This window comes from Bacteroides sp. B1-V-101, assembly GCF_023656585.1.
GTDB lineage: Bacteria > Bacteroidota > Bacteroidia > Bacteroidales > Bacteroidaceae > Bacteroides > Bacteroides thetaiotaomicron.
Map to the genome: position 1 here is coordinate 1 of NZ_JAMOKH010000057.1, position 14,353 is coordinate 14,353.

Below are 14,353 nucleotides of genomic sequence, written 5' to 3' on the forward strand. Positions count from 1 at the left end.
TCCATTTTATTTAAATCCAAGTTTCATAAATTCAACTATTCGCGAAACTATTTTAAACTAGGGCTTTCCCCCCTGTTATTACCTCTAGTACTATTATAAATCAAAAGTACAGAAAAAGGGTCGATTAATGAAACTTTTAAATTTAAGAATATGAGTTATTCACAATTTATCATGGCTGTATTTGCCATTTATGTAGTTTACTACGCTGCAAACATCCTGTATGATGCTTTCCTAAAGCAAAGCAAAACCAATACAGGTGAAGAAGAAGAAATTATTTCAATAGGAGAGGAAGAAGAAATACCTCACAAAGTTGTAGATGAAGATTTTGAAACAGGCTCATACGAAAAAGAAGATGAAAAAAAAGAATCTGAACAGAATTATGTATCTGTAAATGAATCTATTGAAATGGAAGTTGAAACACAAGGTATTCCAATGGAACAACTTCTTGCTAAAGGGAAAAGCATGTTTTCACACGTAAATTTTAACAAATAAACAACTAATTTTTATTCAAATGAAAAAGTTTTTTTCAAAAATTGCTCAAAGAGCATTCGCTTTAGCCATTAGCATAATGGTAGTAACTAACACTTTTGCACAAGGTGCTGCGGGAATTGATGCAGCTAGTTCTGAACTTGCAACCTACATGGACCCCCTAGGAAACATGATGATGATACTAGGAGGTCTAGTAGGATTAGTTGGAGCAGTGCGAGTTTATTTAAAATGGAACTCTGGTGACCAAGATGTACAAAAGGCTGTTATGGGCTGGATGGGGTCATGTATCTTTCTGGTTGTATCAGGTGTTGTCGTAAAAGCATTCTTCGGAATCTAATATGTCGAAAGAGTATCCAAGTTACAATGTATATAAGGGGCTACAAAAGCCCCTTATTTTCAAAGGATTTAAAGGCAAGTTCATATATATCGGTGGAGCTTGTATTATTAGTGCTTTACTTTTATGTGCTATTGTTTCTACTCTGGCTTCTTTTATGTGGGGAGGTATAACTCTTGTAATAGTTATGTTTGGAGGGTTAGGAATAACATCGCAATTACAAAGAAAAGGGCTTCACAGGAAAGATAAACGAAAAGGCATATATATAGTATCACGCACTTTTATAAGAGATAGAAAAAAATAAAGCTTATGAAAAAGAAAAGTGAATTTGAAGCTCCTTATATTGGTATTGAAACAATAGACAATACTCCTATATTCTATAACCGAAGGGGCGACTATTCTGTTATCATTAAATGTGAAAATCCTATAATACAGTATTCAGCAGATATGGATGCTTACTATGATTTTCACCACTTATTTACTAATATCCTCAAAGTATTAGGAACTGGATATACAATACAAAAACAGGATATTCTATGTAAAAAATCATTTTTACCACCCCAGAATAGGAAGAACGACTATTTATCAAATCGTTATTTTGAACATTTTAAAGGACGAATATATACTGATATTTCTACTTATCTTGTTATTACAGGAGAAGTAGAAAGGTCTAAATTCTTTTCTTTTGACCCTCGAAGGTTTGATACTTTTATTAGAAACATCACAAAAGTATTAGGACTATTCGCTAACAGAGGAATAAGAGCTAAACTATTAAATGAAAATGAAATAGAAATATATATAAAAAGATTTCTATCTATCAATTTCAATCAGCAAACAGTAAGCCTAAAAAATATCAAAGCAAGAGAAGAAAATCTTATAATTGGAGAAAAAAACGTACAGTGCATTTCTCTTGTAGATATTGACGAAGTTAATTTTCCTTCTGTTATAAAACCATATAAAGAGGTCAATATTGGGCTAAGGTTTCCTGTTGACTTACTCTCTTTTTTGCATGATACACCAGGTATAGACACAATTATCTATAATCAAGTAATAAATATTCCAGACCAACGAAACGAAGCAAACAAATTAGAAGGCAAAAAGAAAAAACATAAAGGAATGCCTGACCCTGCAAATGATTTATGTGTAGAAGACATAGAACGAGTGCAGTCGGATATTGCCAGAGAAGGGCAAATGCTTGTATATGCACATTATAATATAATTCTTGCTGGTCTTGATGATATTAGTAAGGCTATCAACTATGTTGAAACATCTCTTTTTGATTGTGGCATTATTATTAATAAACAATGCTTCAACCAATTAGAATTATTCGAATGTGCACTGCCAGGAAACGCAATCAACCTAAACAGTTATGACAAATTTCTAACAACTTCCGATGCTGCAATTTGTCTTTTGTTCAAGGAAAAATTACAAGTAACAGAAAACAGCCCTTTTCTTACTTATTTTACAGACAGACAAGGATTGCCTGTTGGAATAGATATGTCCGGGAAAGAAGGTGAGAAAAAATATACAAATAACTCCAACTTCTTTGTTTTAGGTCCAAGTGGTTCTGGTAAGTCTTTCTATGTCAACTCCAAAGTAAGACAATGGGTTTTAGATAACACTGATATTGTATTGGTAGATACAGGGCATAGTTATTCAGGAATGTGCGAATACTATCATGGCAAATACATTACTTATTCTGAAAGCAAGCCTATATCTATGAATCCTTTCCGAATTACTGAAGAAGAGTATAATGTAGAAAAGAAAAACTTTCTTAAATCATTAATTTTCCTGATATGGAAAGGTGCAAATGGTGAGGTCAAAAAGCAAGAAGAAGAAATTATGGATATTACCATAGAAAAATACTATTCTTTCTACTTTCATCCCTTTAATGGTTATTCAGATGCGGAAAAAGAAGCCATACGTGAAAATTTACTACTCGAATTTCAAGTCAATGAAGAAGAATTTGAAAACGAAAGGGAAAAAGAAGAACGCAAGATACTTTCCGAAAAAATAGAGAAATTACAGCAACTAGTAGAAAAAGGAGAAGGCGGAGAAAAAACCAACGCAGAAAAAGCGATACAAAACATTCTCATCGAAAAAGGCTTTACACGCCAAGAGCTTGATAATCCTGAAACTAGATTACTTTCTATAATAGAAAGACGAATCCAGAAGAAGGAAGATATATTGAAAGAAATAAAAGTTGAAAGCTTATCTTTTAACTCTTTCTACGAATTTTCCCTACGCATTATACCTATCATTTGCAAAGAGAACAAAATTGATTTTGATATTACTAACTATAAGTTTCTATTAAAAAAATTCTATAAAGGAGGACAGTTAGAAAAAACTCTTAATGAGGATTTTGACACTTCCCTTTTTGAAGAACCCTTTATAGTTTTTGAAATTGATGCAATTAAAGATGACCCTGAATTATTTCCAATAGTAACCTTAATTATTATGGACGTTTTTATTCAAAAAATGAGATTAAAAAAGAACAGAAAGGCATTAATAATTGAAGAAGCATGGAAAGCCATAGCTAGCCCTATGATGGCTGGCTATATACTCTATTTGTATAAAACAGTTCGTAAATTTTGGGGTATGGCAATGGTTGTTACTCAAGAACTGGAGGACATAATTAGTAATCCTGTAGTCAAAAACTCTATAATCAGCAACTCCGATATTATATGCCTATTAGACCAAAGTAAATTTATAGACAAATATCAAGAAATAGCAAATCTTTTATCCCTAACGGAAGTAAATCAAAAGCAAATATTTACCATAAATCAACTTCCCAATAAAGAAAACCGTAATCGGTTTAATGAAGTATTTATAAAAAGAGGAAATTATGGAAATGTATTTGGAGTAGAGGTTTCTCTACACGAATATTTCACATTTACTACAGAACGAATTGAAAAAGATGCTGTTGGATATTATCATATCATTTATGGTAGTTTCCAAACAGGATTGGATAATTTTATAATAGACCTAAAATCTTCCAAATTAAAAAATATGGATTGGGTTTTACAAGTCAATAAGGTACTAGGGTATCACTCCGATGATGGAAGCCTAAAAGATATACTTAACATCATAGGGGAACAACCATTATATAAGTATATCCTAGATAAATACAAATGGATTACAAACCGTTAAAGATAATATCATGAAGAAAATCCTATTTATTTTAGTGGTAGCATCTACTTTAACCCAAGTTGCATATTCGCAAAAGGCAGTCTTGGATATAACCTGTATGGAAACACTTATAGCTAATCATAAGGTGCAACATACTTCTTTCTCTAAAGTGAAAGAGAATGAAGCTCAAATAAGCCTTATACAAAAACAAATCAGTGAAAAAATGGTTCAGATTGAATTTTTCCAAAGCAAATTTTATAATAGCCTAAAATCTGTAGAAGCCATCATAAAAACAGGAAAAGATATTATCTACTGCACTGATATTGCAGCAGATATTGGTAAATATCAAAAACAAATGGTTGAACTTGCTGTAGGTGACCCGGCTTTATTATTGGTGTCAGCAAAAACAGAGCTAGAATTAGTAAATCGCACTGCGGATTTGACACAATACATTTATCAGGTCGCTATTGTCGGGACAGATGTAAACCTTATGGATAATAAGCAAAGAATAGACTTGCTTAAGTATGTTATTAATGAACTAAGAAACATGAGAGGTATAGCATACGCTGTATGCCGACAGATGAAAACAGCAAAAAGAAATGGAGTATTACAAACATTAGCTCCGGGGGTATTTAAATACAAAGATAATCGTTCAAAATTAGTTGATGATTTATTACAGAATTATAAAGTAAAACCTAAAAGATAATATGAAAAGAGTGCTTTTATTTTTTTCCCTAATGTTGATTATTGGTACTTCTAATACCTATTCCCAAATGCCTGTAAAGGATAAAGGGAAATGGAGCGTGCTTAATAATATGGAATTTATGGATAGAGTACGACTACAACCAGAATGGTATCATTACTGGATATGGTATAAAAAGGTTTTGGGTATTAAAATTCCTTTGCCGGGCTTAGGGTTACACGACAAATACGGGAAGGAAGATAGACGTAATTTCCAGTTACAAGAAATTCCCATGATGGCAGCCGTAGAGTACAATAAATCAGAAACAGAAAAAGAAGGGTATAATGTTGATACCATATATAGACAGGAACTCTTCAAATTTGGAGATAAAGAAATTGATTATCAATATACTTTAACTAAAAATCGTAGAAATGATATTCTTAATGATATAAATAAAAAACTTGTCGAATATTCTTCTAATGGCGGTAATAAAGAACATGTTGAAGTTATAACTGATGAAGTTACTAGAATAAAAAAGAACATAGATATAATCCATGATTCACATATGAGTAACTCTAAAAAAAGGGAAGCCTATTTAGATTTTGATAAAGAACTAATAGAGGTTCTTTCATTAATAACAAGATTGAATAATATAAATAAAACAATAATGAGCCATGAATGAGTTAATAGATAAATTCTTATTTGAATTATTTGATGGACTAAGAGATAAAACAACTGTTCTATTCGGAGAATTTATTGCGGATGCACAAGCATTGGCAGCAATCTTTATGTTGTTATATTTTGGAGTAGAAAGCTTCAAAATGATGAGTGGAGATAAAAAATTAGAGATTATCCCGTTATTGCGTCCATTCGCACTGGGATTGGTTCTTATGTTCTGGATTCCCTTTATTAATCTAATCAGTTATCCCGGAGAGTTATTAACAGCACGAAGCAAGGCTATGTTTACGAATCAGATAGAAGAAGTAGAATTACTTTCTCGTAATAGATATGCACTCATTGATAGCGTAGCAGTAGAGTTATTACATACTTCATTAGAAGTTGAAAGAGCCGAAAATGAAGTTAAGGATAAGAAATGGTATGATTTTAGTATAGACTTCTCAGCTATTGGAGACAAGATAGCTGGATTATATGTATATGTAGTCGCTAAGGTTAAAATGATAATGTTTAATATCATTGAATTTATTGTCGTTACTTTTTGGCAAGTATGTACCTATTTTGTCTTTTTCCTACAAATCATATTCACAGGAATATTAGTTATTCTTGGTCCACTAGCTTTTGCATTCTCTGTTTTACCTGCATTTCGGGATGCTTATATACAATGGATAGCTCGTTTTGTCAGTGTTAGTTTATATTCATGTATTGCATATATAGTATTATCAATTTCTTTAGTAGTAATGCAATATGGGATAGAAAGAGAAATTGAAATTTTAGAATATGCGCTTAGAAATGAAGCTGCATTTGTCATGTATGTCGGAATGACCTCTGGAGGTGTCAATAGCTTCCTTCTTACAGCATTACTTGGAGCATTTGCCATGCTTACAATACCTTTTGTTTCTACATGGATTGTAAGTACAACTGGAGTAGGGCAAGCAGTAGGAGGCATGGTTGGAGGAGCAGCCATCGCAACCAAAGCTGTAGCAGCTCCGGCTACAGGTGGAGCCAGTGCAGCTATGTAAAAAGATTCATTAAATTTTAAATTCACATAATCATGATTATTAAAAACTTAGAAAATAAAATCAAATTAGCCGGAATTTTATCCATTGGCTGTTTTGCAACTAGTATAGTTATTTCAGGTATGGTACTAGCCTTTTGTTTCTCTTTAGTAAAAGCTGAAAGAAAAAAAATATATGTTTTGGATAATGATGTCCCTGTACTAGTAAAACAAACTGGTACAGAAGTCAACTTGGAAGTCGAATGTAAGAGCCACATAAATCTATTCCACACTTTATTTTTCACATTACCACCAGACGATGAATTTATAAAATACAACATGGAAAAAGCCATGTATCTAATTGATGATAGCGGATTAAAACAATATAATAATTTAAAAGAAAAAGGATATTTCAACACCATATTAGCGAGTTCTGCAACAGTAACAATTATGACAGATAGTATCAAGGTGGACATGAACAACCTATCTTTTGAGTACTATGGCATCCAACGTATAGAGCGAGAAACCTCTATTCTAAAAAGGCAACTTGTAACTACAGGGAAATTAAGACAAATTCCACGTACTGAAAATAATCCTCATGGACTTATTATCACAGATTGGAAAACGATACTAAACAAAGACCTAGATTATAAAGTAAAAAAGAATTTCTAATGAAACTGTTTAAACATAAAAAGAATGATAGAAAAGAAAGTATCAAGACTAAAGCCGAGCAAGCTACAGTTGTTCTTCTTACTAAAATATTTCAAAAGTTCGGAGTTAATAACGCTTGTGAACGCTTATTGGCGTGGGCTGATATACACCGTAAAGCTATGTTTGGAATTACGATTTCATTCCTTTCTTTCGTCACAATTCTATCATTAGTAATGCGTCCAGAAAGAAAGCCAATGCAAGTTTTCAACGAAGAAAAAAGCAAAGTACAAATTAACATTGATAGTACCCTACAAAAAAAACAAGTAGGAGTTCACGACTTGTTAGAAGTGATTAAAATGCAAAATGAAATTAATGAGCTAAGAAAAAATGGGAAATTAACTCCAGAAGACACTATACGAATAAAAAATTTATACAATAAATTAAATAAATAGCGTATGAAACAGATTGATATTAAAAAGCCTAAGTACATCATTCCGATACTCATCCTACCTTTTATTCTAGGGATAGGATGGCTAGTTAAGGATATGATAAACTCTGCCCCAGCAGAAGAAACTACATTAGTAGAAACGGAAGAATTAAATCTTGATATTCCTGATGCTAATTTAGAAAAAAGAGAGATAAAAAGTAAATTTGAATCACTCAAAGGAGCTTTCAATAAATCTTCTGATTATTCATCAATACAAACCATAGATAAAGAAGAAGAAGTTAGCGAAATTGAAAGTTCTGGTTCTCTTTACTCCAATGATGAAATAAGGCAAATTGACAGTTTAAATCAAGCTTCTAGAATCCGAGAAAAGGAATTGGAACAACAAATAAAAGGATTTCCTACTATAGATGAATCAAGTCAAACAGAAACTAGGAAAGCTCCTGAAAAATCCAAGATGCAAGAAGAAATGGAGCTTTTTAAAATGCAAATGGCTTATATAGATTCATTACAAAATCCACGTCCTAGAACACCTCAAAAAAAACAAGATGAAAAGCCAAAAGAAAAGGCTATAGAAGTTGTAAAAGCGAAAAATCCCGCAGAAGTATATTTTAATACTGTAGGGAAAGAACAAAAAACTTCACTAATCACAGCTATATTAGATGAAACTTTAAAAGTAACAGATGGTAGCCGAGTACGCATACGGCTTCTAGATGATATAATGATTAATGACGCTCTTTTAACTAAAGGCACTTACCTATATGGGAATGTATCTGGCTTTAAAGCTCAAAGAGTACACATTAATATTTCCTCTATAATGGTTGATGGCAGACAAATGAAAGTAGATTTATCTGTATATGATAATGACGGACAAGAAGGTTTCTTTGTTCCTTCATCAGCTTTTAGAGATTTGAGTAAAGATGTTGGAGCGCAAATAGGAAGCCAAACTATACAAATGAACAGCCAATCAGAAGGAGTAGAACAATTCGCTTTAGGTGCTTTACAAGATGCTTACCGTAGTACAACCCAAGCTCTTTCCAAAAACATCAAAAAAAACAAAGCCAAATTAAAATATAACACACAAGTTTTTTTAGTAAACAACAAAGATAAAGAACAATAATATGAGAAAGATTTTTATTGCATTATGCACAATGGTTTCTGTTATTACAGGAAATGCACAGAACACCCCTATTGGAGAAAACATCGAGCTTGCAGGTGAAAACCCAGAAGAACTAAAGGTTATATACGTCAACAAAGATGTTTCAACGCATTTTATAGCTATGGAAGATATAAAATATGTTGATATATCAGTCAATGATATTGTTGGCGATATTCCTACTGGTAACTCTCTTAGAATAAAGCCCACAAAAGAAGGAGCTAGTGGAGTTATCACCATTGTTACAGAAAGATTTTTCGTACAATATATGCTAGTATATAGTAGCGATTTAGCAAAAGCATACACTCGCTTTAATATCCCTTATGCTGATTTACGTAGCTATATGAATCCAGAAGTGAACTTAACCAAAGCACAAATGTATGATTACGCACATAGAATGTTTATTTCAAAAAATAAATTCTATGATGTTTCCAGTAAAAGTAACCTAATGAAAATTGTACTAAACAATATCTACACATTAGATAAGTATTTCTTTATTGATATTTCTATGATTAATAAAACAAAAATACGATATGATATAGACCAAATACGCTTCAAAATAGAAGATAAAAAACAAACAAAGGCTACTAATTTTCAATCTATAGAAATACTTCCATTGATGCAAGTTAATAAGAATCTTGTTTTCAAGAAGAACTATCGAAATATTTTTGTCTTTGAAAAATTTACTTTCCCAGACGAAAAAGTTCTTACCATAGAAATATCTGAAAAACAGATTTCAGGACGTACTATAACATTAAGAATTGATTATGCAGACATTCTTCATGCAGATGCTTTTACTGAATAAAATTTTACGATTATGAAAAGAATAGCATTTCTTGTTATCACCTTATTTTTTTCCCTAAAGTCAATGGCTGGTGATGGTGATAAGTTTTTTAATATTTCAGGAGGTTGGCAATGGAAAAATACCGTCAATGCAGTTGTAGGGCTGGAGTTTGAAGGTAAATATCACAATGCTTATGAACTATATATTGATTTAGCTACAGCATATGATAAATGCCCGGTATGTAATAAGGTATGCTCTGATAGTTTCTGGAGCTATAAAACATTCGGCATAGGTGCAGCATATAAACCTACAATCTCACGAGGCAAAAACAGTAATTTAAGATGGCGGTTTGGAGCAGATTTAGGAGCTAACAGAAAAGGGTTTCAGGCTTCCATTGATATAGGTTTAGAATATAGCTATTCATTTAGAAATGGAATGCAAGTCTTTGTAATGCAAAAAAATGATTTTGTCTTTTGGACACGTGACCATTTCCGAAATGGATTATTAGTAGGTGTCAAATTTCCAATAAATAATTAAGTATGAAAAAAATATATATAATTCTATTATCCATTATAGGGGTAATATCATCATGTACAAAACACGAAGATATTATAGACACATCATTACAGCCGGGTAGTATCTTATGTAGTGATGGAAGTATAGTGCATCCCTCACTTTTTTCACCCAATGAAAAAGAAGCCATTGGAGTTGTATTTTGGTGTAATGATGGGAATAATCCTGATATAAAAGAAACCGCTTATGCCGTTTCATTAGAAGATTTAGAAGAAAATCCTTTAATAGATACAGACGAGGATATAGCTAATGTTTCGGAAGATGAAAACAGCTTTGATGGAGCAGCTAATACTGCCGCAATAATGAACTTTGCTATAAAAGATAGTTTAGCTTATCCAGCAGCTCAAAAAGCTATAGAATACGCACCAAAAGGTGTTACAGGTTGGTTTATTGGCTCTATCGCACAAAACAAAGCAATCTCTAATAATCTTGAAAAGGTATATTCTTCTTTCTCAATCATTGGAGGAACGCACTTTGATGGTTGGTACTGGAGTTCTACAGAAGATGGAGCAGGAAAAGATACTCCTAAAGTGTTTGCACTAATTTCTTCATTAACAAAAGGAAGAGCAACCAGTACAAGCAAAAGAAATTCATTTAAAATCAGACCTATTATAGCAATAAGATAATCATGAAAAAGAAAATAATTATACTAGCAGCCTTCGTTGTTACATTTTTTACCGCATGTACTTCAACGCATATGATAACTTTCAGTAACGCTGAACTAAGCGACAAAGAAAAAGACATGATAGAAAATAATAGTAACTATTCAACCGCTTCAATAGTTGGTGGAAGTGCAAAATTAGTTAAAGAGGAAAGAGATAAAGCTATCCAAGAAAAGATAGAAGCTAGAAGAAATAAACTAAAAGCTATTGATGGCTTATCAATCTCCAGCTATAAAGATAAAAATGGAAAAGAACAGTTTAAAGCAACAGCTCAAAGTGAAATCCTATTCAAATTTGATTCATATGAATTAAATGAAGAAGCTCAAAAAATGCTTTCTGACTTATGTAATATCATTAGTGAAATACCCAATACTAAGATTAAAATAATTGGGCATACTGACAATATAGGAGAAAAACAATACAATATCATACTTTCTAAAAATAGAGCAGCAGCAGTAGGAAATTACCTTAGAACCGCTGGTATAGAAACAAACAACATAACAGAAGATGGAAAAGGATATAGCGAACCCATTGCAGACAATACAAGTGAAGCTGGACGTGCTAAAAATAGGAGAGTAGAAATATTTATCACAAATGATGAATATTAAAAAGAGAGATTTCTATTAACAAAGACCGGGAGGTAAAACTCTCGGTCTTTGTTTTATAGTCTGGAAAGAAATTGATACCGTACTTTTCGGAGTTCCGGCACTGATGGGCAAACATGGCATGATGAAATGATACCGAATTATCATTCCTGGCACACCCTGCAGAACGACCTTTTGATACCAAATACAAAAAGCTGCCGGAAGCCGGACACAAAACATTAGGGAAAAAGAACAAAGAGAAAACACTATATATAAATAATATATGAATATATAATATATGAACCTATAAACATATAATATATGATTAATATACTCCACTTCCAGAAAGAGCAACACGAAGAATCTTCTTTTCCCTAAAGTTCTTTGTGTCGTTTCTCTCTATATCTGAATACAGAAAAACGGCTGCATCATAAAAGAAACGATACCGACACCATTCAGGAACTATCGCCCATCAGCAAAAGGATTGCATCTAATTGATACCTTTTCTGCCTGCACTGGAGAGAAACCGGGAAGGTATTTGATACCGTACTTTTCCGGGTTCTGCCCGGCATGGACGATAAGAGAACATTATTATGATACCAAAAACTTTAGGGAAAAATAAAACTTCGGCAGTCTATAAACCTAAAACCATTTTTAACAAAAATAATTGTCCTATTATTTGCGACATTTATAGAAAATTACTATCTTTGAGTATTGAAAATAAAGAGATAAATAAACTTTTAAAGCTGGTTTGGCTGCCAGTATAAAGAACAGCAAACAAAATCATGAATATCTTAAGATTTCTTTTAAGTAGCTTTTTATGGGCTATGGGTGGAATTTTTGTATTAGCAATCTATGCGTATAGTGAACTAGTCTATTTGATTTTTATTTGCATTGCAATAGTAGGATTAACCATCTACTACAGAAAATCCATAATAAAAATGTACGCAGAAATCTTTAATGAGTTAGGAATCAATAAGTATGTTATACAAATTAAAAATCTAAAGAAATACAAAGAACCTATTTACAAACTAATCAATACAATAGGTCTATGATGATTGTTTTTTCTCTATCTTTGCTAAAGACATCAGCAAGATAGCTATATAAAATTAGAAAATAAATAGTTATGGAAACTAATCAAACATATCAAAATGAACTTGGTTCGGCTATGCTCCCATTTGTTATGAGAGAATTGGTTGATACAGTCATGAAAAGAAAAACGCTACCTTTAGAAGATGCGTTATACTATATATATTCTTCCAATTTGTACAAGGCATTATTGGACGAGAACACAAAACTATGGTATTCAAGTACATTATCACTTTATGAAGCATTAGAAAAAGAGAAAACAGAACAGAAGAAAGTACAAAAGGACAATCCAAAGATATTGCTTTTTCAAATGTTTTGTGCTGAAAATTACAGGGAAACTAAAAATATAAGTGCTAAAGAAACTCTTTTGCTGTTTTCCAATCATGGCGTTTTTGAATTTCTATATGAAAATTTTGAAATGCTGCACACACAAGATACAGAGTATATATTAGATACTATAATAACTTATATCAATAAAAAGGCATGAAACTATATCACGGCTCAACAGTTACCGTCAAATCCCCTAATATACAGAAAGGGCGTAAAGCTACTGACTTTGGAAAAGGATTCTATACGACAACTAATTTTGAACAGGCTAAGAAGTGGGCAATACTCAAAAGAAATCGGGAACATGGTAAAAAAGCGGTCGTTTCAGTTTATGAAGTCCCCGATAATATTCTTGATAGAGAGTTTTCAGTCCTTCGATTTGATGGGGCTACAAAAGAGTGGCTGGAGTTTGTAGTTAATAACCGCAGAGGAAAAGGAAAAAACAGCTATGATTTAATAATGGGACCCGTTGCCAATGACCAGTTATATGCAACAATCCGGCTTTATGAACAAGGTGTTGTTACGGCTGATGCAGCGATTGAAATGCTAAAGACCCATAAGCTTTTTAACCAACTTTCATTTCATACAGTGAAAGTTATTCCATTATTAAAATTCACAGAATCTATTGAAGTATAAATCATAAAACTATAATGAACCATGAATAAAGAAATGAGCTTGGATGTTGCGCTCGACATTATCGGGACACTCCGCATGATGAAGATAGATGAAATATCAGAAGAGAAGGATGAAAACAGAAAAAAAATACTGCAAAAAGAACTTTCTGTTCTCAACACAGAAGAAAAAATAGCAAATGGATTGTTGCAGTTTGAAGTTTCTGAAAATGTGCGCTTATCAGTCATGGATAAGATACAAAACTATTACGCACCTAAATTGAAAGCATATTATGCAACGCTATGAAGTAGAAGCCATCTTTGAACAAAAAAAAGATGGCTTATTTGAGGACATCAATATATCATCACAAAAGCCTATTGCTATAATCTTAGGTGGACAACCAGCTTGCGGAAAAAGCACTCTTATAAATGTTGCAAAGAAAGACCATCCTAACTTAGATTTTCTCACTGTTAATGGTGACCTTTACAGACAGTTTCACCCCAATAAGGAACTAATAAAAGACCCTATTAAATACCCCATTGAAACCCAGATTTTTTCTAGCGTTTTTACAGAAAGACTAATAGAAGAAGCCATTAAACGGAAATGCAATATTATTATAGAAGGAACTATGAGAAATCCAGATGTACCTTTAAAGACAGCACAAAAATTTAAAGATGCAGGATTTAGAGTTGAAGCATATATTATTGCAGCCCCCAAGGAGTTTACCCAACTAGGACTTTACAACAGGTATCAAGAAGAAGTACTAAGTAAAGGACAAGGACGATTAGCCGATATTGATTCACATAACAAAGCCGTAAATGGACTAATGAAATCTGCAAATCAATTATACAGTGATAAGGCTGTAGATAAGATTTCTATCCACACCTACTTAGCGAAAGAAAGAATTAAAGATTTCAATCTAGTAAATGGTGAATGGAGTTGCAAAAGTATGCCATCTATTTTTATAGATGAAAGTCGTTCAAAACAGATGAAGAATAAAGAAATACTTAACACTAACATTCAAAGAGGAAAAGAGCTTATTGAATCCGTAACGAATCCTGAAGTAAAAAAAGGAATGAAAGAAGCTCTGTCACAACTTCAATCTTCACTAGAAAAAGTTCAAAGACAAGAAAAAGGATTAAAAAAAGGTTTCTTCTGATTCTT

General features: G+C 32.4%; 18 protein-coding genes. All 18 read left to right on the forward strand.

Annotated features, from left to right (window positions below):
- Positions 1 to 150: 150 nt before the first annotated feature.
- The 18 genes from NBH01_RS24760 to NBH01_RS24845 all read left to right on the forward strand — a co-directional run bounded on the left by NBH01_RS24760 (position 151) and on the right by NBH01_RS24845 (position 14,348).
- Positions 151 to 492 (forward strand): hypothetical protein, encoded by a 342-nt coding sequence (locus NBH01_RS24760; RefSeq protein ID WP_007559113.1) that lies wholly within the window; start codon positions 151 to 153, stop codon positions 490 to 492.
- A 19-nt stretch (positions 493 to 511) separates the two neighbouring features.
- Positions 512 to 826, forward strand: a complete 315-nt coding sequence (locus NBH01_RS24765; RefSeq protein WP_004295370.1) for a DUF4134 domain-containing protein — start codon at positions 512 to 514, stop codon at positions 824 to 826.
- A 1-nt stretch (position 827) separates the two neighbouring features.
- Complete coding sequence (locus NBH01_RS24770) at positions 828 to 1,127, forward strand: hypothetical protein (protein ID WP_004295371.1); 300 nt, start codon at positions 828 to 830, stop codon at positions 1,125 to 1,127.
- A 5-nt stretch (positions 1,128 to 1,132) separates the two neighbouring features.
- Positions 1,133 to 3,973 (forward strand): TraG/VirB4 family ATPase, encoded by a 2,841-nt coding sequence (locus NBH01_RS24775; RefSeq protein ID WP_007660146.1) that lies wholly within the window; start codon positions 1,133 to 1,135, stop codon positions 3,971 to 3,973.
- Positions 3,974 to 3,983: 10 nt separating this feature from the next.
- On the forward strand, positions 3,984 to 4,658 hold the full coding sequence (locus NBH01_RS24780; protein ID WP_004295374.1) for a hypothetical protein: 675 nt from the start codon (positions 3,984 to 3,986) through the stop codon (positions 4,656 to 4,658).
- Between the two features lies 1 nt (position 4,659).
- Complete coding sequence (locus tag NBH01_RS24785) at positions 4,660 to 5,316, forward strand: hypothetical protein (protein ID WP_007559119.1); 657 nt, start codon at positions 4,660 to 4,662, stop codon at positions 5,314 to 5,316.
- Positions 5,309 to 6,331 (forward strand): TraJ family protein, encoded by a 1,023-nt coding sequence (locus NBH01_RS24790; RefSeq protein WP_007559121.1) that lies wholly within the window; start codon positions 5,309 to 5,311, stop codon positions 6,329 to 6,331. Before NBH01_RS24785 ends, NBH01_RS24790 begins: the two co-directional genes overlap by 8 nt.
- Before the next feature lie 32 nt (positions 6,332 to 6,363).
- Entirely contained in the window at positions 6,364 to 6,978 is a 615-nt protein-coding gene (gene traK, locus NBH01_RS24795; protein ID WP_005647312.1) for a conjugative transposon protein TraK, read from the forward strand.
- Positions 6,978 to 7,409 (forward strand): hypothetical protein, encoded by a 432-nt coding sequence (locus NBH01_RS24800; protein ID WP_007559125.1) that lies wholly within the window; start codon positions 6,978 to 6,980, stop codon positions 7,407 to 7,409. Before traK ends, NBH01_RS24800 begins: the two co-directional genes overlap by 1 nt.
- 3 nt (positions 7,410 to 7,412) lie before the next feature.
- Positions 7,413 to 8,522, forward strand: coding sequence for a conjugative transposon protein TraM (gene traM / locus NBH01_RS24805; protein WP_007559128.1), 1,110 nt, complete (start codon positions 7,413 to 7,415; stop codon positions 8,520 to 8,522).
- A gap of 1 nt (position 8,523) precedes the next feature.
- The gene (gene traN, locus NBH01_RS24810; RefSeq protein WP_004295380.1) at positions 8,524 to 9,363 is read left to right on the forward strand and encodes a conjugative transposon protein TraN; all 840 of its coding nucleotides are present in this window, start codon (positions 8,524 to 8,526) and stop codon (positions 9,361 to 9,363) included.
- 12 nt (positions 9,364 to 9,375) lie between these two features.
- The gene (locus NBH01_RS24815) at positions 9,376 to 9,879 is read left to right on the forward strand and encodes a hypothetical protein (protein ID WP_007559132.1); all 504 of its coding nucleotides are present in this window, start codon (positions 9,376 to 9,378) and stop codon (positions 9,877 to 9,879) included.
- Between the two features lie 2 nt (positions 9,880 to 9,881).
- Positions 9,882 to 10,541, forward strand: coding sequence for a hypothetical protein (locus NBH01_RS24820; protein WP_007559134.1), 660 nt, complete (start codon positions 9,882 to 9,884; stop codon positions 10,539 to 10,541).
- Between the two features lie 2 nt (positions 10,542 to 10,543).
- A complete protein-coding gene (locus NBH01_RS24825; RefSeq protein ID WP_007559135.1) occupies positions 10,544 to 11,185 on the forward strand; it encodes an OmpA family protein in 642 nt (213 codons plus the stop codon).
- A gap of 1,102 nt (positions 11,186 to 12,287) precedes the next feature.
- Positions 12,288 to 12,737, forward strand: coding sequence for a DUF3791 domain-containing protein (locus tag NBH01_RS24830; RefSeq protein WP_004295329.1), 450 nt, complete (start codon positions 12,288 to 12,290; stop codon positions 12,735 to 12,737).
- Positions 12,734 to 13,213 carry a DUF3990 domain-containing protein gene (locus tag NBH01_RS24835; protein WP_005647329.1) on the forward strand — a complete coding sequence of 160 codons (480 nt, stop codon included), beginning with the start codon at positions 12,734 to 12,736 and terminating at the stop codon, positions 13,211 to 13,213. Before NBH01_RS24830 ends, NBH01_RS24835 begins: the two co-directional genes overlap by 4 nt.
- Before the next feature lie 21 nt (positions 13,214 to 13,234).
- A complete protein-coding gene (locus tag NBH01_RS24840; protein ID WP_005647331.1) occupies positions 13,235 to 13,495 on the forward strand; it encodes a hypothetical protein in 261 nt (86 codons plus the stop codon).
- Complete coding sequence (locus NBH01_RS24845; protein ID WP_007559145.1) at positions 13,482 to 14,348, forward strand: zeta toxin family protein; 867 nt, start codon at positions 13,482 to 13,484, stop codon at positions 14,346 to 14,348. Before NBH01_RS24840 ends, NBH01_RS24845 begins: the two co-directional genes overlap by 14 nt.
- The last annotated feature ends 5 nt before the right edge of the window (positions 14,349 to 14,353 follow it).

What these genes read in the sequence shown, in the direction of transcription:
- NBH01_RS24820 (WP_007559134.1), top strand. Translation starts at nt 9,882, where the DNA reads ATGAAAAAAATATATATAATTCTATTATCCATTATAGGGGTAATATCA.
- NBH01_RS24760 (WP_007559113.1), top strand. Translation starts at nt 151, where the DNA reads ATGAGTTATTCACAATTTATCATGGCTGTATTTGCCATTTATGTAGTT.
- NBH01_RS24775 (WP_007660146.1), top strand. Translation starts at nt 1,133, where the DNA reads ATGAAAAAGAAAAGTGAATTTGAAGCTCCTTATATTGGTATTGAAACA.
- NBH01_RS24785 (WP_007559119.1), top strand. Translation starts at nt 4,660, where the DNA reads ATGAAAAGAGTGCTTTTATTTTTTTCCCTAATGTTGATTATTGGTACT.
- NBH01_RS24825 (WP_007559135.1), top strand. Translation starts at nt 10,544, where the DNA reads ATGAAAAAGAAAATAATTATACTAGCAGCCTTCGTTGTTACATTTTTT.
- NBH01_RS24815 (WP_007559132.1), top strand. Translation starts at nt 9,376, where the DNA reads ATGAAAAGAATAGCATTTCTTGTTATCACCTTATTTTTTTCCCTAAAG.
- NBH01_RS24840 (WP_005647331.1), top strand. Translation starts at nt 13,235, where the DNA reads ATGAATAAAGAAATGAGCTTGGATGTTGCGCTCGACATTATCGGGACA.
- NBH01_RS24780 (WP_004295374.1), top strand. Translation starts at nt 3,984, where the DNA reads ATGAAGAAAATCCTATTTATTTTAGTGGTAGCATCTACTTTAACCCAA.
- NBH01_RS24800 (WP_007559125.1), top strand. Translation starts at nt 6,978, where the DNA reads ATGAAACTGTTTAAACATAAAAAGAATGATAGAAAAGAAAGTATCAAG.
- NBH01_RS24845 (WP_007559145.1), top strand. Translation starts at nt 13,482, where the DNA reads ATGCAACGCTATGAAGTAGAAGCCATCTTTGAACAAAAAAAAGATGGC.
- NBH01_RS24770 (WP_004295371.1), top strand. Translation starts at nt 828, where the DNA reads ATGTCGAAAGAGTATCCAAGTTACAATGTATATAAGGGGCTACAAAAG.
- NBH01_RS24835 (WP_005647329.1), top strand. Translation starts at nt 12,734, where the DNA reads ATGAAACTATATCACGGCTCAACAGTTACCGTCAAATCCCCTAATATA.
- traM (WP_007559128.1), top strand. Translation starts at nt 7,413, where the DNA reads ATGAAACAGATTGATATTAAAAAGCCTAAGTACATCATTCCGATACTC.
- NBH01_RS24765 (WP_004295370.1), top strand. Translation starts at nt 512, where the DNA reads ATGAAAAAGTTTTTTTCAAAAATTGCTCAAAGAGCATTCGCTTTAGCC.
- traN (WP_004295380.1), top strand. Translation starts at nt 8,524, where the DNA reads ATGAGAAAGATTTTTATTGCATTATGCACAATGGTTTCTGTTATTACA.
- NBH01_RS24830 (WP_004295329.1), top strand. Translation starts at nt 12,288, where the DNA reads ATGGAAACTAATCAAACATATCAAAATGAACTTGGTTCGGCTATGCTC.
- traK (WP_005647312.1), top strand. Translation starts at nt 6,364, where the DNA reads ATGATTATTAAAAACTTAGAAAATAAAATCAAATTAGCCGGAATTTTA.
- NBH01_RS24790 (WP_007559121.1), top strand. Translation starts at nt 5,309, where the DNA reads ATGAATGAGTTAATAGATAAATTCTTATTTGAATTATTTGATGGACTA.